The 17042-nt window shown below is 60.6% G+C and carries 16 protein-coding genes and 2 pseudogenes; 8 read left to right on the plus strand and 10 right to left on the minus strand.

The window, feature by feature from the left end; translation table 11 throughout:
• The first annotated feature begins 23 nt into the window (after positions 1-23).
• Genes EKA13_RS14555 through EKA13_RS14570 form a run of 4 tightly spaced genes read left to right on the plus strand, consistent with a single transcriptional unit; the run spans position 24 to position 2823 of the window.
• Entirely contained in the window at positions 24-749 is a 726-nt protein-coding gene (locus tag EKA13_RS14555; protein ID WP_065760107.1) for an ABC transporter permease, read from the plus strand.
• The gene (locus tag EKA13_RS14560; RefSeq protein WP_065760108.1) at positions 746-1459 is read left to right on the plus strand and encodes an ABC transporter permease; all 714 of its coding nucleotides are present in this window, start codon (positions 746-748) and stop codon (positions 1457-1459) included. The genes EKA13_RS14555 and EKA13_RS14560 overlap by 4 nt, the downstream gene beginning before the upstream one ends.
• A gap of 3 nt (positions 1460-1462) precedes the next feature.
• The gene (locus EKA13_RS14565; RefSeq protein ID WP_065760109.1) at positions 1463-2317 is read left to right on the plus strand and encodes an ABC transporter ATP-binding protein; all 855 of its coding nucleotides are present in this window, start codon (positions 1463-1465) and stop codon (positions 2315-2317) included.
• A gap of 11 nt (positions 2318-2328) precedes the next feature.
• On the plus strand, positions 2329-2823 hold the full coding sequence (locus EKA13_RS14570) for an Lrp/AsnC family transcriptional regulator (protein WP_065760110.1): 495 nt from the start codon (positions 2329-2331) through the stop codon (positions 2821-2823).
• A gap of 55 nt (positions 2824-2878) precedes the next feature.
• On the opposite strand, the gene EKA13_RS14575 is transcribed toward EKA13_RS14570, so the two are convergent.
• The 3 genes and pseudogenes from EKA13_RS14575 to EKA13_RS28880 all read right to left on the minus strand — a co-directional run.
• Positions 2879-4582, minus strand: coding sequence for a putative bifunctional diguanylate cyclase/phosphodiesterase (locus tag EKA13_RS14575; protein WP_065760111.1), 1704 nt, complete (start codon positions 4580-4582; stop codon positions 2879-2881).
• A gap of 22 nt (positions 4583-4604) precedes the next feature.
• Positions 4605-5090, minus strand: a pseudogene (locus tag EKA13_RS28875) (methyl-accepting chemotaxis protein); the annotation flags it as partial.
• Positions 5091-5888: 798 nt separating this feature from the next.
• A pseudogene (locus EKA13_RS28880) lies at positions 5889-6053 on the minus strand (PAS domain-containing protein); the annotation flags it as partial.
• A gap of 304 nt (positions 6054-6357) precedes the next feature.
• Here EKA13_RS28880 and EKA13_RS14585 point away from each other — a divergent pair.
• Positions 6358-6672: a helix-turn-helix domain-containing protein gene (locus tag EKA13_RS14585; protein ID WP_065760113.1), complete on the plus strand. Its 315-nt coding sequence runs from the start codon at positions 6358-6360 to the stop codon at positions 6670-6672.
• 119 nt (positions 6673-6791) lie between these two features.
• Here EKA13_RS14585 and EKA13_RS14590 read toward each other — a convergent pair whose 3' ends face one another.
• Together EKA13_RS14590 and EKA13_RS14595 are read right to left on the minus strand one after the other, a co-directional pair.
• Complete coding sequence (locus EKA13_RS14590; RefSeq protein ID WP_065760114.1) at positions 6792-8246, minus strand: TrkH family potassium uptake protein; 1455 nt, start codon at positions 8244-8246, stop codon at positions 6792-6794.
• Between the two features lie 36 nt (positions 8247-8282).
• Positions 8283-8552 (minus strand): hypothetical protein, encoded by a 270-nt coding sequence (locus tag EKA13_RS14595; protein ID WP_065760115.1) that lies wholly within the window; start codon positions 8550-8552, stop codon positions 8283-8285.
• Between EKA13_RS14595 and msuE the strand changes: the two genes are divergently transcribed.
• From msuE to EKA13_RS14610, 3 genes are read left to right on the plus strand one after another with little or no spacing between them, the layout of a single operon-like run.
• A complete protein-coding gene (gene msuE, locus EKA13_RS14600; protein WP_065760116.1) occupies positions 8551-9114 on the plus strand; it encodes an FMN reductase in 564 nt (187 codons plus the stop codon). The two genes, EKA13_RS14595 and msuE, sit on opposite strands and share 2 nt — an antisense overlap.
• A gap of 9 nt (positions 9115-9123) precedes the next feature.
• Entirely contained in the window at positions 9124-10278 is a 1155-nt protein-coding gene (gene ssuD / locus EKA13_RS14605) for an FMNH2-dependent alkanesulfonate monooxygenase (protein ID WP_065760117.1), read from the plus strand.
• Positions 10279-10320: 42 nt separating this feature from the next.
• Positions 10321-11508: an acyl-CoA dehydrogenase family protein gene (locus tag EKA13_RS14610; protein WP_065760118.1), complete on the plus strand. Its 1188-nt coding sequence runs from the start codon at positions 10321-10323 to the stop codon at positions 11506-11508.
• A gap of 122 nt (positions 11509-11630) precedes the next feature.
• Here EKA13_RS14610 and EKA13_RS14615 read toward each other — a convergent pair whose 3' ends face one another.
• The 5 genes from EKA13_RS14615 to EKA13_RS14635 form a co-directional block, all read right to left on the minus strand.
• On the minus strand, positions 11631-12956 hold the full coding sequence (locus EKA13_RS14615; RefSeq protein WP_065760119.1) for an ABC transporter substrate-binding protein: 1326 nt from the start codon (positions 12954-12956) through the stop codon (positions 11631-11633).
• Between the two features lie 84 nt (positions 12957-13040).
• Complete coding sequence (locus EKA13_RS14620) at positions 13041-14108, minus strand: branched-chain amino acid ABC transporter permease (protein WP_065760120.1); 1068 nt, start codon at positions 14106-14108, stop codon at positions 13041-13043.
• An 11-nt stretch (positions 14109-14119) separates the two neighbouring features.
• Entirely contained in the window at positions 14120-15001 is an 882-nt protein-coding gene (locus tag EKA13_RS14625; RefSeq protein WP_065760121.1) for a branched-chain amino acid ABC transporter permease, read from the minus strand.
• A 70-nt stretch (positions 15002-15071) separates the two neighbouring features.
• On the minus strand, positions 15072-15863 hold the full coding sequence (locus tag EKA13_RS14630) for an ABC transporter ATP-binding protein (RefSeq protein ID WP_065760122.1): 792 nt from the start codon (positions 15861-15863) through the stop codon (positions 15072-15074).
• Positions 15864-15878: 15 nt separating this feature from the next.
• Positions 15879-17039: an AMP-binding protein gene (locus EKA13_RS14635; protein WP_065760123.1), complete on the minus strand. Its 1161-nt coding sequence runs from the start codon at positions 17037-17039 to the stop codon at positions 15879-15881.
• Positions 17040-17042 lie beyond the last annotated feature (3 nt).

Consider the following 17042-nt stretch of genomic DNA (forward strand, 5'->3'; position numbering starts at 1 on the left):
CCAGCTTCTGACGAGACTCTCCCGTGAATGACCTCCTCCACTCAATCGGCCTGCAGGCCCTGAGCCTGCAGGGCTTTGGCCCGCTGTTGGCGCAAGGGACCTGGATGACCCTGAAACTGGCGCTGCTGTCGCTGGCATTAAGCCTGAGCCTGGGCCTGATCGGCGCCTGCGCCAAGTGCTCACCGCTACGCCTGCTGCGCGCTCCGGCCACGCTTTACACCACGCTGATACGCAGCGTGCCGGACCTGGTACTGATCCTGCTGATCTTCTACACCCTGCAATTGTGGCTCAACGATTTCACCGAAATGCTGGGCTGGAACTACGTCGAGATCGACCCGTTCATGGCCGGGGTGATCACCCTGGGTTTCATCTACGGTGCCTACTTCACCGAGAACTTTCGCGGTGCCATTCTCAGCGTACCGGCAGGCCAGCTCGAGGCTGCTACCGCGTACGGCCTGAGCCGCGCCCAGCGTTTTCGCCTGGTGCTGTTCCCACAGCTGATGCGCTTCGCCCTGCCAGGGCTGGGCAACAACTGGCTGGTACTGCTCAAGTCCACGGCGCTGGTCTCGATCATCGGCCTGGCCGACCTGGTCAAAGCCGCACAGAACGCCGGCAAGACCACCAATAACACCCTGTACTTCCTGATCCTCGCCGCACTGGTCTACCTGGTGATCACAACCCTTTCAAACCGGCTATTTAAACGCCTGGAACGGCGCTACAACACGGGCATCAAGGGGCTGGCATCATGATCGAACTGCTTGAGCAATATGGCCTGGCCTACCTCTACAGTGATGGCGCCGGTTTTTCCGGGCTGGCGGTGACCCTGTGGTTGTTTATCGTGACGACCGTCCTGGGTTTCCTGCTGTCGCTGCCCTTGGCCCTGGCCAGGGTTTCACGCCAGCGCTGGCTGCGCTGGCCCGTGGAGTTCTACACCTACGTCTTTCGCGGCACACCACTCTACATACAACTGCTGATCTGCTACACCGGCCTGTACGGGCTGGAGGTCGTTCGCGACAACGCCTTGCTCGACGCGTTCTTCCGCAACGCGCTGAACTGCACCCTGCTGGCCTTCGTCCTCAATACCTGCGCCTACACCGTGGAGATCTTCGCCGGGGCGATTCGCAATATCCCCCACGGCGAAATTGAAGCGGCCCAGGCCTATGGTCTGTATGGCTGGCGCCTGAACCTGTTCGTGATTCTGCCAGCCGCCCTGCGCCGTGCGCTGCCGGCCTACAGCAACGAACTGATCCTGATGCTGCACGCCACCTCCCTGGCCTTCACCGCAACCATCGCCGACATCCTCAAGGTCGCGCGCGACGCCAATGCCGCGACCTTCCTGACCTTCCAGGCCTTTGGTGTCGCGGCCCTGCTGTACATGCTGCTGTCCTTCGTGCTGGTCGGGCTGTTCCGCCTGGCCGAACGCCGCTGGATGCGTTTTCTTGTTCCTGTCCGAGGCTAAACCATGACCCTTTCTGCACACGCCTTGTCGTCCCATCACGAGCCACTGACTGAGCCACTTACGACAGCACGCCAGGCCAACGTCGCCCAGACAGCGGCGGTCAAACTGACCGTCGAAGACCTGCACAAACACTACGGCGATCATCAGGTACTCAAAGGCGTCTCGCTGCAAGCGCGCAAAGGCGATGTCATCAGCCTGATTGGTGCCAGCGGCTCGGGCAAAAGTACAATGCTGCGCTGCATCAACTTCCTTGAACAACCCGACGCGGGCGCGATTACCCTCGATGGCCAAACCATCGAGATGCGCCAGGGTCGCGCGGGCGTGCGCGCACCGCACCCTGCCCAATTGCAGAACCTGCGTACGCGCCTGGCCATGGTGTTCCAGCACTTCAACCTGTGGAGCCACATGACTGTGCTGGAGAACATTTGCCTGGCCCCTCGCCGTGTGCTCGGTGTCAGCGCACAGGACGCCGAAGCCCGCGCTCGCGCCTACCTGGACAAGGTCGGGCTGCCATCGCGCGCAGCCGATCAGTACCCGGCGTTTCTCTCCGGCGGGCAACAACAACGGGTTGCCATCGCCCGCGCACTGGCCATGGAGCCGGAAATCATCCTCTTCGATGAACCCACCTCGGCGCTCGACCCAGAGCTGGTGGGCGAGGTGCTCAAAGTCATACAGACGCTGGCCGAGGAAGGTCGTACCATGCTCATGGTCACCCACGAAATGGGCTTTGCCCGGAAGGTGTCCAGCCAGGTGTTGTTCCTGCATCAGGGCCGGGTCGAGGAACAAGGCAGCGCCGCGATACTCGACCACCCGCAGAGCGAGCGCCTGCAGCAATTTCTATCCAACCGTTTGAAGTGAAGCAGACCCGCATGGAAAACAAGGCCAACAGCCCCCACTGCGCGCCCCCTCTGGACCGGATCGATGAAGCCATCATTGATGTACTGCGCCATAACGGGCGGATCACCTATGAGAAGCTTTCATCACTGGTGCATCTGACGCCTCGCCCGTGCCTTGAGCGGGTGCGCAAGCTGGAAAGGCGCGGCGTGATTCGAGGCTACGGCGCGATCATCGACGTGCAGATGGTTTCACCGGGGCTGTCGCTGCTAGTGCTGGTTGCCCTCTCCAACCAGAGCGGGCGCGCAGCGCAACGCGCGTTTGAGGCCTGCGTTCGGGCCTGCCCACAGGTTTTTGAATGCCAGCTGATCAGCGGCCACTTCGATTACAGCCTGCGCATGCGCTGCCGGGACATGGAGCACTACCGGGTGCTGACCGAGACCTGGATGAACAACGACGAACTGCACATCGACAAATTGGTCGCGCACCCAGAGCTGGCCGTGGTGAAAAACACCGCAACCCAACTCTAGGCACCCGTGATGCAGGCGATGCCATCGGCGCCTGCATCGTCAACACCGCTGACGCCTATACCGTCAGCGGTGCCAATGCAGCCCACTCCGCGGGCTGCACATAACCCTCGACCCACAGCGTCACATCGGCAGCGGGCATTGGCCGGGCAATGCAGTAGCCTTGCGCCATGTCACAGCCCAAGTCCATCAGCAACTGACCATGTTCAACCGTTTCCAGGCCTTCGGCGATCACCTGACGGCCGAACGCCCGCGCCAGGCTAATCACCGCGCGGGTCAAGGCCAGGTCATCCTGGTCGTGGAGGATGTCACGAACAAACGACTTATCGATCTTGATTGTCTGGGTTGGCAGCCGCTTGAGGTAACTCAGCGATGAGTAACCTGTACCGAAATCATCCAGGGAGAACTGCACACCCAGCTCCTGACAAGCATCCAGGCATTGGCTGACCCGCTGGATGTTCTCGATGGCCACCGATTCGACGATTTCCAGATCCAACATGCTTGGCGCCACCGCTGCGTGGCGGGCCAGCAGTCGTTTCAACCGCTCGACAAAGTCCGAACGCTGGAAATGCCGGGCCGCAATGTTCACGCTCACCGACCAGCAGAAACCCTGCAGTTGCCATTGGTGCATTTGCGCCATGGCCTGATCGATCACCCATTCACCGATATCGACGATCAGGTCAGTCTGCTCTACCAACGGTAAAAACTCCGCCGGCGGCACCAGCCCCTTGACCGGATGCTGCCAGCGCAACAACGCCTCAAAGCCAATCACCGCACCGGTGCGCATATTGACCTTGGGCTGGTAGTACAAGCACAACTCACCCTTGGCCAACGCCTGGCGCAAGCGCTCAACGGTCTGGTGGGTGGCCTTGACCTCCTTGTCCAGCGAGACGTCAAACACATGGTAGCGGTTACGCCCACTTTGTTTGGCCACATACATGGCCTGGTCGGCATGGCGCAGCAAGGTGTCGGCATCGTCATTGTCGAGCGGAAACAGCGTCACCCCGATGCTCGCGCTGACTCTCAAGTCCTGACCGTTGATGGCGTAAGGCGATGCAACGGCGGCGAGTACCCGCTGCAGGGCAATGTGCAGACGATAGTGGTCGTGAACGTCACGCAGAATCAGCACGAACTCATCGCCTGACAACCGCGCCACGGCGTCACCGCCGCGCAGGATACCCTTGAGACGGGCGGCCACCTCGACCAGCAACAAATCACCACTGGCGTGACCATAGCCGTCGTTCACCGCCTTGAAACCATCCAGGTCAAGCATGCACACTGCCAGCTGCGTGCCCTCTTGCCGGGAAAAATCCAGTGCCTGGGTCAACAGGTCAGACAGGTAGGCTCGGTTGGGCAGGCCGGTTAGCACGTCGTGGCCGACCCGCCATTGCAAGGTGCGCAGCAACTGGCGCTTCTCGCTGACATCGAAACGAATCGAGACATACTTGCGTACCTTCCCGCTCAGCGGGTCCATCAATGGCACCATCGTACTGTCGACCCAGTACAACGAGCCGTCCTTGGCGCGGTTGCAGATCTCGCCTTTCCAGACCTTGCCCATTACCAGGGAACGCCACATCTCCTGGAAAAACTCCGGATCATGCAGGCCCGAATTGAGGATACGGTGGTTGGCCCCAAGCAGCTCTTCGCGGCTGTAGCCGGAAATGCTGCAAAACTGTTGGTTTACGTAGGTAATCCGACCCGTCAGATCGGTTTCGGAAAAAATCGCGGCCGCATCGACGGCCGCGCGGTAGTTATCGTCCATGACGTCCTCTGCACCCTGCCGGCTATCGATTGAATCGCTCGACCAGAGCGCGCAGGCCCGAAGAAATGCGCTCCAATTCACCGCCCCGTGTCGCCGCAGCATTGGCATTCTGCGCGGTTTTCTGCACCGTGCTGGCTACCGTATTGATCTGCCGCGAGACATCTTCGGCGACATTTGACTGTTCCTGAGAAGCAGCAGCCATCTGATGGCTCATGTCACTGATACGCTCTACGGCTTCGCGGATACCTTGCAAGGCACGCTGTGCTTCCAGCACCTGCGCAACCCCCTGCTCAGCTTCCTGAATACCCAGGTTGGCGATGCTCACGGCCTCCTCCGCACCCGTACGAAGGCTTTCAATGACGCCCTGAATTTGCAGGGTCGACTGACGGGTCTTGCCGGCCAATGCCCGCACTTCGTCAGCCACCACCGCAAAGCCGCGCCCTTGTTCGCCGGCGCGAGCGGCCTCAATGGCAGCGTTGAGCGCCAACAGGTTGGTCTGTTCGGCAATCGAGCGGATCACGCTCGCAGCCATCATGATGTCCTGGGTCTGCCCGGCCAGGTTTCCGACTGCCTGGTTGATCTGGGTGACCGTACTGGCCAGCAACTGGATCGCTTCGCGGGTAGTACCGGCCACCTGACTGCCCTGATCGGCCAAGAGGTTGGCGGTTTGCGCTTCACCTGCCGTTTGCTGCACATGCTGGGCGACCTCAGCGATGGACGCGGCCATCTCGGTCATGGCCGCTGCCGTCATGTCGGTTTCGGCACGCTGTTCGAGCAACGCCGACTCCGTGCTGCTGGACAACCGACTGGAATCGGTCGCTGCCTCAGCCATCTGCCTGGCCAGATCGCTCAAACGTGTGAGGGCTGTTTTCAACCGCGCCTCTTCACTGATCAGGATCATCTGCAATTGAGCGCTCGGCCCCACGGCATCGGTGTAGGTCATTGCAACGATCGGGTCAGCAAAGGTATTGGGCGTAGACTGCACGATCTGTTTAAGCTCGCGCCCAAGGCGGCTGTGGCCATAAAGACCAACCAGCCCGAAAAGCCCAAGCGTGGCGCCCTGGCCAAGCAGACCGGGAGCGGCCTGGTTTACCGCAATGCAAACCCCGGCAGCCAGCACCGGCAACGCCAGTACCTTGCCGATCACCGCAGCGCGGCGCAGCACTGGCACGGCGGGCTTGCCTTCACGCAAGCGCGCATACAGCGTCTCGGCACGCTGCACCTGCTCGCGGGTTGGCTTGACCCGCACAGACTCGTACCCCACCAGGCGCCCATCCTCGAGCACCGGCGTGACGTAGGCACTGACCCAGTAGAAGTTGCCGTTCTTGCAGCGGTTCTTGACGATCCCCATCCAGCTCTGGCCGGCCTTGAGGTACTGCCACATCTGCTGGAACACCTCTGGCGGCATGTCCGGGTGACGTACAAGGTTGTGGGTACTACCGATAAGTTCTGCCTGACTGAAGCCGCTCATGGCGGCGAATTCGGCATTGCAGTAAGTGATTTTACTGGTGGTATCGGTTGCGGAAACAAGGCGTTGATGTTCCGGAAACGTCTGTTCGACAGAGGTTACCGGCAAATTGAGACGCACGTTAGAACTCCGTTAGTGGCGGTCGTAATCCTGGATCCAGTCCATGTTGAACCAGGCATTCAGACTCTTGTCTGACAATCCAATTCTACGAATTACATCACGTTTATGACAGTAATGTTACAGAATCTGGCGTTGCCTAGCTCGACCAAATACCGTTAAGTTCTTGATTCTAAATGGGAATTAAGCGATGAAAATTTCAGGTTTGGGTTCAGCCATAAAGCGCTACCGCAAGGTGGCAGGGCTTACTCAGGCTGAATTCGGCGAGAAAACCGGTTTTGATCCCAAAACCATCAGCCGCTTTGAAACCGGCTCCTACACCCCAAGCGTTGAAGCACTGTTCAAATTCGCCGAAGTGCTGGGTATAAAGCTGAAAGCTTTTTTCTCGGAGTTGGGCGATGAAGACGAGCAAAGAGCCTATCTGTTCAACGTCGTACACAAAGCCACCCCAAAAGACCTGGGAAAACTGATCGCGGCGGTCGATATGGCCCTGTCCAGGCGTTAACGCCAGCAACAGCAAGCAGACAGGCTTATCGCTAAGCAGCGCTGCCCCATTTTGGGGGAGCGGAGTATATCTGATTCAGCCCCCAGATGGGGGCTGAGGCTTGGCAGCGCCCCGCGTTTCTAGAAGCGCCAGAACGACGGTGTGAACAGCACCAGAACGGTGAGAATCTCCAGGCGCCCCAGCAGCATGCCCACGGTCAGCAGCCACTTCGCAGCATCGGGCAGTGAAGAGAAGTTACCGGCCGGCCCGATCACCGGCCCCAACCCAGGCCCCACATTGCAGACGGCCGTCGCCGCACCGGTCAGTGCAATGGTCCAGTCCAAGCCGATCAGGGCCAGCCCCAGCGCAATGACGGCGATGGTGGTGGTAAAGAAAAAGCAGAAGGTCAGCAGCGAACGCACAATGTCTTCATCCAGCGGATGGCCGTTGTACTTGCTGCGAATCGTTGCGCGCGGGTGAATCAGTTGCGACAGGCTGCTATGCAGTAACTGGCCGGCGACCTGAAAACGAAAGATCTTCAAACCACCAGCGGTTGATCCCGAACAACCACCGACGAACGTCAGGTAGAAGAAGAACAACACCGAAAATGTGCCCCACAGGGTGTAGTCACCCAGCGCAACGCCCGTTGTAGTGACCACCGATGTGACGTTGACTGCCACCAGGCGCACCGCCTCCCACCATCCATATGGCCCGTTGAAATGCAGCCAGGTGCCGACCAGCAGCCAGGTCAAGACCAGAAAGCCAATGAAGCCACGTACCTGATGATCCTTGAACAAGGCGCCTCTATTGCCCCGTAGCACCGCCACATACAACGTAAAGGGCAAGCTGCCGAGGATCATCACCCCTACCGCGACCCAGTGAATGGCCGGCTGCGACCAGTGCGCCAACGAACTGTCCGAGGTCGAGAAGCCACCGGTGGATATCAGTGACATTGAGTGGTTGATCGCCTCGAACGGCGTCATCCCCGCCCACCAGAATGCCAGGTAGCCAATCCCGGTCAACACGACATAGACCAGCAGAATGTATTTCGCCATGACATGGGAGCGTGGCAGCACTTTGTCCGACCAGTCCGACGACTCGGTCTGGAACAAGCGCATCCCCCCGACGCGCAGCAACGGCAGAATCGCTACCGCCATACCGATAAAGCCGATGCCGCCCAACCAATGCAACATCGAGCGCCAGATCAGCAAGCCCGGAGACGCGGTGTCCAGCCCGGTCAGCACGGTCGAACCGGTGGTGGTGATACCCGACATCGTTTCAAAAAACGCATCCGTGTAGCTGATATCCCGTATGAACACCATCGGCAGCGCCGCAAAGGTACAGACCACGACCCAACTGGCCGTCGTCAGCAAATACATGTCTCGCGGGCGTAAATGAGCGTCCTCGGGACGCCCTTGTGCGACCAGCGCAATACCGGTGAGAAAGGTGATGACACCTGAACGGACAAATGCAGAAAGCCCGTCCTGCTGCTCATAAAGCATCAAGGTGAACAGAGGGATCGTCATGCTCACCGCAAGGGTGATGAGGAAGACACCGAGGATGAAACCAATCAAGCGGATTCTGGCAACTGACATGTATGGGCTCTGACTGAATGGCGCGCGCAAGTATCGTTATAGCGCAGCACACAGACGCGTAAAGAATCCGTAAAATTCAGTGGCTTCACGCCTCATACTGCCACCGCCCGCGCAGCCACTGTTGCGCCAACAACAGCAGCAGCGAAACTGTTGGCCCAGCAACAGCCATTCAACAGGGCGCACTTCAAGCAACACTTGAGCACCCCGCAAAAAGCTCATAACAAGCTGATAAATAAAGACTTTCAACACATGGAACAACTCTTGCTCCTGCCCCTGCACCTTCAACAGCAACGGGCCTGTAGCCATGAGCACTCCAATCAAAGTCGTCGCCGTTTCCGGTGGCACGTTCCGCCCTTCGCGCACACTGGTTCTGACCCAGGCCATCCTGGCTGAACTGGCGCAACAACTGCCCATCGAGAGCAAGGTCATTGAACTGGGGGATATCGTCCGCCCACTGGGTGGCGCACTCTCGCGTAAAGAGCTGCCGGAAACCGTAGAGCATGAGCTGCGCGCAATCGAGTCCGCCGACCTGCTGATCGTCGCGGCCCCCGTCTACCGTGGCACCTACCCGGGCCAGTTCAAGCACCTGTTCGACCTGATTGGCCAGGATGCCTTGATTGATACGCCAGTACTGCTCGCCGCAACCGGTGGCAGTGAACGCCATGCGCTGGTCATCGACCACCAACTGCGCCCGCTGTTCAGCTTCTTCCAGTCGGTCACCCTGCCGATCGGGGTCTACGCCGCTGAAGCCGATTTCAGCAACTACCAGATCACCAGCACGGCCCTGCAGGCTCGTATCCGCCTGGCCGGGGAAAAAGCTGCCGAGCAGCTCAACGGCCACCGCGCTGTTCTACGTAAAATTGCCTGAGGCGCCGACATGAATGTTTTCTGGTTTCTGCCCACCCACGGCGACGGTCATTTGCTGGGTACCAGTGAGGGCGCCCGCCCCGTCACCCTGCCCTACCTCAAACAGGTGGCCCAGGCCGCCGACAGCCTCGGTTACTACGGCGTACTGATACCCACTGGACGCTCCTGCGAAGACTCCTGGGTGGTGGCCTCTGCCCTGGTACCGCTGACCGAACGCCTGCGTTACCTGGTAGCGATCCGCCCCGGGATCATTTCGCCGACGGTCTCTGCACGCATGGCCGCGACCCTTGATCGCTTGTCCGCAGGTCGCCTGTTGATCAACGTGGTAACCGGCGGTGACCCGGACGAAAACCGTGGAGATGGCCTGCATCTGAGCCACAGTGAACGCTATGAGGCCAGTGGCGAGTTCCTGCATATCTGGCGGCGTGTGCTGCAGGGCGAAGCCGTGAACTATGACGGCAAGCACCTGCAAGTACAAAACGCCAAGGCGCTCTACCCTCCCGTGCAAAAACCCTATCCACCGCTGTATTTCGGCGGTTCTTCCGATGCAGCCCACGAGCTGGCCGCCGAGCAGGTGGATGTCTACCTGACCTGGGGCGAGCCACCGGCGGCTGTCGCCGAAAAGATCGCCGATGTCCGTGCCCGCGCAGCCAAACACGGGCGCACCGTGAAGTTCGGCATTCGCTTGCATGTGATTGTCCGCGAGACCGCCGAACAAGCCTGGCAAGCCGCTGACAAGCTGATCGCCAACATCAGCGACGAAACCATTGCCGCCGCGCAGCAGTCCTTCTCACGTTTCGATTCTGAGGGGCAACGGCGCATGGCCGCTCTGCATGGTGGTCGACGTGACCAACTGGAGATCTATCCGAACCTCTGGGCGGGCGTCGGCCTGGTGCGTGGCGGTGCAGGCACGGCCCTGGTCGGTGACCCGCAACAAGTGGCCGGGCTGATCAAGGAATATGCCGACCTCGGCATCGAGAGCTTCATCTTCTCCGGCTACCCGCACCTGGAAGAAGCCTATCGCTTTGCCGAACTGGTCTTTCCGCTGCTGCCGGAGCCCTATGCGAGCCTGGCAGGCCGCGGTGTCACCAACCTCTCAGGCCCCTTTGGCGAAATGATCGCCAACGACGTGCTGCCCACCCAGGCAACCGCGCAACCAGCCTGATGGACGCGCCTCAAGCCCCCTACTCCCCGATGAGGACAGCCTGTGACTGCTATTCATCAATCCGCACGCCTGACGCCACTGCAGATTGCCCAAGCGCTGGCCAGCACCTTCGCCGAAAGCGCCGCGGAACGTGACCGCCTCGGCGGCACACCGAAAGCCGAGCGCGATGCACTGCGCCAGAGCGGCTTGCTGGGCTTGATCATTCCGACGCAATACGGCGGCCTGGGCGCCAACTGGACAGAGACGCTGAACATCGTTCGCGAATTTGCCAAGGTCGACAGCTCGATCGCTCACGTCTTTGGCTTCCAGCACCTGATGCTGGCTACTGTGCGCTTGTTCTCCCGGCCAGACCAATGGCAACCGTGGTTCGAGCTGACAGCACGCAACAACTGGTTCTGGGGCAACGCCCTCAACCCGCTGGATACCCGTACCGTCTCGAAAAAACTCGCCGGTTGGCGTGAGTTCTCGGGGCGTAAAAGCTTTTGCTCGGGCTCGGCCGACTCGGAAATGCTGATTGCCTCGGCGCTGGATGAGTCCACCCAGGGCAAACTGCTGATTGCCGCCATCCCAAGCGGGCGCACCGGCATCACCCTGCACGGAGACTGGGACAACATTGGTCAACGGCAAACCGACAGTGGCAGTGCGACCTTTGAACGGGTACGGGTCGAGGAAAACGAGTTGCTGCTCGAACCCGGACCCTTGAGCACGCCCTTCGCCTGCCTGCGCCCGCTGATCGCGCAGCTCACCTTCGTCAACATGTTCCTTGGCATTGCCGAAGGCGCCTTCGTCGAAGCCCGCAACTACACCCTCAAGGAAACCCGCCCGTGGTTCAAGGCCAAGGTTGAACACGCCAACGAAGACCCTTACATCCTCGGCCACTACGGCGAGTTCTGGGTCGGCCTGGAAAGCGTGCGATTGCTCACCGAACGGGCGAACGCGCTGCTTGATCAGGCCTGGCGCAAGGAGCATCAACTGCATAGCGAAGAACGCGGTGAACTGGCCGTCGCCATCGCAACCGCCAAGGTGGCAGCAACACGCATCGGCCTGGACCTGACCAGCCGCTTGTTTGAAGTGACCGGTGCCCGCTCCACCCACGCGGCCCTGCGCCTCGACCGCTACTGGCGCAACCTGCGCACACAGTCTCTGCATGATCCTGTGGACTACAAACTGCAAGAGCTGGGTGACTGGGCGCTGAATGCTCAACTGCCAACCCCGACGTTCTACTCCTAGGGTGGTGGCCTCGCGTCCTCGCAGCGGTTCATCAACGGCGACCCGGTTGTTGCCCCAGACAACACCGGGACAACGCTATCGGGACAACACCGGGGCCCATGTGCCCCGGTGTCGATGCAGCATCAGGAGTCTTTGCTGCAGTCGCGCGGGGTGATGCCTTTCTCCTTCGCGTACTTTTGTGCAGAAGCTTCGATGATTGGCCGCAGCAGTGCGCGGTCGGCCTGCACCCAATCGCTGATCAGGTTCCACTTCTCCCCATCCCACTGCTGGAAGCGCACGGCACCGCCGCCCTCATGGTCGGAGCAGGACAGTTGCAGGGGTTGCACCAGGCCTAGCGCGCCCAGTTCCTTGAGCCGCGCCTCATCCAGCTTCAGGTGCTCAAAGCCCCAGCGCACCTGCTCACCACTCAATGGTTTGTGGCCGTACTTTTCCTGCGCCAGGCGTACCGCCTCGACGTTGAGAATGCCGTTCACCACACCCAGGTTGTAGTAGACAGTACCGAAACGCTTTGGATCGGCGAGGTCGCCATGACCGGCATCGATAACGTCCTTCTTGATCCCTTGCGTCACCGGGAACGTGGTCCCGGACGGGTGCGTGGTAATCGAGATGAAGCCCTTGGCTGCAGCCCCTGCCGGTGCGGCGTCTTCCTCGGAGTTACTCCAGATGTTGCCGATGATTCGGTCCGCCGGGAAGCCGACCTTCTGCGCGCTCTTCAAGGCAACTGGGTTCATGACACCCCAGCCTCGCAGAATGACCCAGTCCGGCTTGGCGCGACGGATGTTCAGCCACTGCGATTGCTGTTCGTTGCCAGGGTGCGGCACTTCCAGCAAGGTCAGGGTAAAGCCATACTTGTCGGCCAACGCCTGCAGCACCTCATTGGTCTCCTTGCCATAGGGTGAACCATGGTAGAGCGTGACGATCTTCTTGCCACTCAACGTGTCCAGGCCACCCGACTGCTGGCCGATGTAGTTGATGATCGCCGACACTTCGGAATACGGGTTCAGTTGCAACGGGAAGGCATAGGGGAACACGCTGCCATCGGTAGAGTCCGTGCGCCCGTGGTTGATGGTGATCAAGGGCAATTTGTCTGCCGTCGAGCGGTCCAGGGTGGCGTAGGCAATGCCTACCGAGAGCGGGTTGGTCGCAGCGGCCGGCGCCCCGTTCAAACCGTTCTTCAGGCGTTCGTAGCACTCAACGCCTTTCTCCACCACGTACTCGGTTTCGCACTCGCTCCAGGTCAACTTGACGCCATTGACCCCACCATTGGCGTTGACGTACTTGAGGTAATCGATAAACCCGCCAAAGAACCCGGTACCGCCTGCCGCGTAAGGGCCAACACGGTAGCTTTGCAGCGGGAAGTACTGCTCGCCATCGGCCTTGGCGATGAAGGCAGTGGCACTCAAGCTCACGGCCAGCGCGAGGCTGCTGAGCAAAGATCGTTTGAACATCGCGTGTTTCCTTGTCGAATCGTTGAGCTATGGCTTGCGCCTGAAGGGTGAACTGCGGAGCACGCTCCGCCTGCAGGGATTCGCTCAGTAGCGCAGCGGCCATCGCCGTGCGCGCTCGCGAAAGCGTTGCCAGAGGCGCGCCAGCCCCTCTGGTTCCTTGATCAGGAAAAGGATGATCAGTGCGCCGAACACCATCTTTTGCAGGTTCTCGACCTGCCCGGCATCGATCAGGCCCGCAGGCAACAGCCCGGCCAGGTTCGAGAGCAGGATCGGGAACAGCACGATGAACGCTGCACCGAGGAAGTTGCCGAGCAAGCTGCCCAGGCCACCGATAATGATGATGAACAACACCTGGAATGAGCGGTTCAGGTCGAAGCCATGCGGCTCTACCGTACCCAGGTAGGTGAAGGCCCACAGTGCGCCGGCAATGCCGAGGAAAAAGCCGCTGATGGCAAAGGCCAGCAGCTTGGTCTTGAGCAGCGGAATACCGATGACTGCAGCGGCAGTGTCCATGTCGCGCACCGCCATCCAGTTACGCCCCAACTCACTGCGCACCAGGTTTTTGCCCAGCCAGAACAGCACCACGACCACCCCAAGCGTGAACAGGTAACGGCCCGCCGGCGAACTGAAATCGACCCCCATGAGGTGTAGCGGCGGCGCACTGATCACCCCAGAGGCGCTGTCATTGGAAAACCAGCTGAACTTGGTCAACGCCCATTGCACGAAAAACTGCGCAGCCAGGGTGGACACCAGCAAGTAGAAGCCTTTGATGCGAAGGCTGGGCAAACCGAACAGCAACGCCGTCAGGGCCGCACAAACGCCGCCCAGCACAAGGCTCAGCAGTAGCGGCAAACCCGGTACTCGCAGTTCGATGTTGTAGGTAGCAAAGGCCCCTACCGCCATGAAGGCCGCCGAACCGAGGGAGAGTTGCCCGGCATAGCCCGTCAGCAAATTCAGCCCAAGCCCGGCCAGCGACAACACCAGAAAAGGAATCAGGATGGCACTGAACCAGTAGTCATTGCCCAGGTAAGGCACCGCCACAAAGGCAAACAGCAGCAGCGCCAGCAATGCGTGGCGATCCTGACGCAAGCGGAACACTCGACGATCCTGGGCGTAACGGGTACTGAACTGACCGGCTTCGTTGTACAACATGGCACTCTCCCTCAAACCCGCTCAATGGCACGTTCGCCAAACAATCCGGCTGGACGCACCAGCAAAAACAGCAACGCCAGGACATAGGGGAACCAGTTCTCGATCCCCCCGCCCACGAACGGCCCGAGGTAGACCTCCGCAAGTTTCTCGCTTGCGCCGATGATCAAGCCGCCGACAATCGCCCCACTGATCGAGGTGAACCCGCCAATGATCAGTACCGGCAAGGCCTTGAGCACGATGAGCGAAAGGGAGAACTGCACGCCCAGGCGAGCGCCCCAGAGCAGCCCGGCGACCAGGCCGACAAACCCTGCCACGGCCCACACCACGGCCCAGATGTGCTGCAAGCGAATGCCCACGGCCAAGGCTGCGACGGGATCGTCGGCCACGGCCCGCAACGACAGGCCAATACGGGTCTTGCTGAACAGCAATGACAGCACCAGTACCAGCAGCGCTGCCGTGGCTGCCGCAAACAGGTCGAACGAAGACAGCAACATGCCGCCCAACGCCAACGGCTCATCACTGATGCCCAGGTCAAGGCCGTGCACCTGCGCGCCCCACAGCGCCTGGGCAAAACCTTCGATCATGTACGACAGGCCGAGCGTGGCCATGAACAGGGTGATCGGTGAGCGGTTGACCAACGGCCGCAGCACCACCCGCTCAACCGCCAGGGCCAACAGCACCATCGCCGCCAGGGTCACCACAAACGCCAACCAGAACGGCAACCCGCGCTCCAGCAAACTGACAAAGGTCAGCGCGGAGAACAGCACCATCGCGCCCTGAGCGAAATTGAACACGCCGGAGGCCTTGTAGATCAGCACAAACCCGATGGCCACCAGGGCATACATCACCCCGGCCAGCAAACCGCCGATCAGTACTTCAAAGAAAAAATCCATGTCGTTTCCTGCTTTTCGGGCAATACGAAGCCAACCGCCCAACGCAGGACGGCAAACACGTAAACGCGCGTTAGTGTCGGGTACCGAGGTAAGCAGCAATGACCTCAGGGTCTTGCCGGACCTGATCCGGCGGGCCATCGCCAATCTTGCGGCCGTAGTCCAGCACCACCACATGGTGCGAAATGCCCATGACCACGCCGATGTCGTGCTCGATCAAGACCACGGTGGTACCGAATTCGCGGTTGATGTCGACGATGAAACGGCTCATCTGCGCCTTCTCTTCGGCATTCATTCCGGCCATTGGCTCATCCAGCAACAGCAAGGTAGGTTCCGCGGCCAAGGCACGGGCCAACTCAACCCGCTTTTGCAAACCGTAGGGCAAGGTGCCGACAATCGCATCACGCCACGGCTGGATCTGCAGAAACGCAATGACCCGTTCTGCCGCAGCGCGCTGAAGGTCATCTTCAGCCGCGACTCGCCCCACCCGCAGCACTTGCTCCAACCAAGTGCTACGCCGTTTCAGGTTGCGCCCGGTCAGGACGTTGTCGAGTACCGTCATGCCCTTGAACAGCGCGATGTTCTGAAAGGTCCGGGCGATACCGCGTTGCGCCGCGTCGTGAGGACGCATGCGGCGCCGCACCTGGCCGGCAAAATGAATGTGACCTTCCTGTGCCTGGTACACACCGTTGATCACATTCAACAACGAACTCTTGCCGGCACCGTTAGGCCCGATCAAGGCGCAGATCTCACCGGGCGCGACCGAAAAGCTGATGCCGGTAACCGCCTTGACGCCCTTGAAGGACAGGGAAATATTGTCCAGCGCCAGTAGCGGCGCCGGAACAGCAGAGTGGCTTGTGGACATCGTTCGCTCTCCTCATCAAGCCAATTGTGGATGGTCGTCAATCCAACCACTGATACGGCTGGCAGGCTCACTCGGCGCCACCTGCCAACGTGCTGGGTCTGGCCAGGCACGCACACGAATGTCCAGCGCGGCAAAAAAGGCCTGCGCTGGTTCTGCCAACGGCTCCCCGACCAACAACGGTGCCTGTATGCGGCTGAAGCCAAGGATGTCGCGCAGCGCACGCCGCACCAGCCAGTAACCGAGCACACGCCTGAGTACGCCCGGATGCGCCGCCAGCGCCCAATCCACCAGCCGCCGCTGCCAGGAGCCCTCCTCAGGCAGGCGTGCCAGCACCTCCTGGTACAAGCGGCCATAAGTCTCCCGGGTCCCGGCCACCAAGGTTGGCCCCAGCTCACGGCGATCGCGGTCACGGGTGTGCAGGCTCTCGGGGAAATTCAGACGAAACCCGGCAATCAGCCACGGCGCCAGCAAGTAGCGCGCCTGACCACTGGCGGCAAAGGCCCGCGCGGCCAGTGCTTCCTCGCCCGAGCCAAGGTGTTCGAGCTGCACCAGACGCGCCCCTTCGCGCACCAGCTCTGCATGGCTGATGCGCTGCAATTCGATGTGCTGGCCCTCATGCAAACGGTAGAAGATGAAGGCGCTGCGCTCCGTGCGCGCCTTCAGCTTGAGCGCCGGGTCGGCCGCCCGTGCCACAAGCACGGCATAATCGAGCGCTGTTTCTGCATGCTCGGCGGCCAAGCCTCGACCATCGGCATAAAACAGCAGAGCAGCATTCAGATTCGCCGCACCGACCTGCGCCAATTCTTCAACGCCTTCAGCAAAGAAGTAACCAGGGTTCAGCTCACGCAACAACTCAACCTGAGCAGCACCGCCCTGCAACGGATCGAACAACACCGCAACACCGCCCAACCATTGCGCAGCGAGTGCCGCGATCAGGGCTTCCGGGCGTGGACGGCTCAACACCACGAGGGTGTTCGCCTCGGTAAAACCACGCAGTTGAAGCGCCGAGGCCAAGCGACGGACTTCATCCGCCAACTGCTGCCAAGTACGCACCTGCCAGACACCCAGATGCTTGTGCCGCAGGGCCAGACGTGTACCGTGGTCAGCCGCCTGTCGCTGCAACCATTCAGGCAAGGTGCCAGGGGCATCAGGGCTGTGCTGCGCAAACTGAACCATAAT

The sequence above is a fragment of the Pseudomonas defluvii genome (assembly GCF_001695625.1).
GTDB classification, from domain to species: domain Bacteria; phylum Pseudomonadota; class Gammaproteobacteria; order Pseudomonadales; family Pseudomonadaceae; genus Aquipseudomonas; species Aquipseudomonas defluvii.

Coding starts and splice junctions, on each gene's coding strand:
- EKA13_RS14625 (WP_065760121.1), bottom strand. CDS start 15,001: ATGGATTTTTTCTTTGAAGTACTGATCGGCGGTTTGCTGGCCGGGGTG.
- msuE (WP_065760116.1), top strand. CDS start 8,551: ATGAGCACTCCAATCAAAGTCGTCGCCGTTTCCGGTGGCACGTTCCGC.
- EKA13_RS14585 (WP_065760113.1), top strand. CDS start 6,358: ATGAAAATTTCAGGTTTGGGTTCAGCCATAAAGCGCTACCGCAAGGTG.
- EKA13_RS14590 (WP_065760114.1), bottom strand. CDS start 8,246: ATGTCAGTTGCCAGAATCCGCTTGATTGGTTTCATCCTCGGTGTCTTC.
- EKA13_RS14560 (WP_065760108.1), top strand. CDS start 746: ATGATCGAACTGCTTGAGCAATATGGCCTGGCCTACCTCTACAGTGAT.
- ssuD (WP_065760117.1), top strand. CDS start 9,124: ATGAATGTTTTCTGGTTTCTGCCCACCCACGGCGACGGTCATTTGCTG.
- EKA13_RS14595 (WP_065760115.1), bottom strand. CDS start 8,552: ATGGCTACAGGCCCGTTGCTGTTGAAGGTGCAGGGGCAGGAGCAAGAG.
- EKA13_RS14620 (WP_065760120.1), bottom strand. CDS start 14,108: ATGTTGTACAACGAAGCCGGTCAGTTCAGTACCCGTTACGCCCAGGAT.
- EKA13_RS14635 (WP_065760123.1), bottom strand. CDS start 17,039: ATGGTTCAGTTTGCGCAGCACAGCCCTGATGCCCCTGGCACCTTGCCT.
- EKA13_RS14570 (WP_065760110.1), top strand. CDS start 2,329: ATGGAAAACAAGGCCAACAGCCCCCACTGCGCGCCCCCTCTGGACCGG.
- EKA13_RS14615 (WP_065760119.1), bottom strand. CDS start 12,956: ATGTTCAAACGATCTTTGCTCAGCAGCCTCGCGCTGGCCGTGAGCTTG.
- EKA13_RS14575 (WP_065760111.1), bottom strand. CDS start 4,582: ATGGACGATAACTACCGCGCGGCCGTCGATGCGGCCGCGATTTTTTCC.
- EKA13_RS14630 (WP_065760122.1), bottom strand. CDS start 15,863: ATGTCCACAAGCCACTCTGCTGTTCCGGCGCCGCTACTGGCGCTGGAC.
- EKA13_RS14565 (WP_065760109.1), top strand. CDS start 1,463: ATGACCCTTTCTGCACACGCCTTGTCGTCCCATCACGAGCCACTGACT.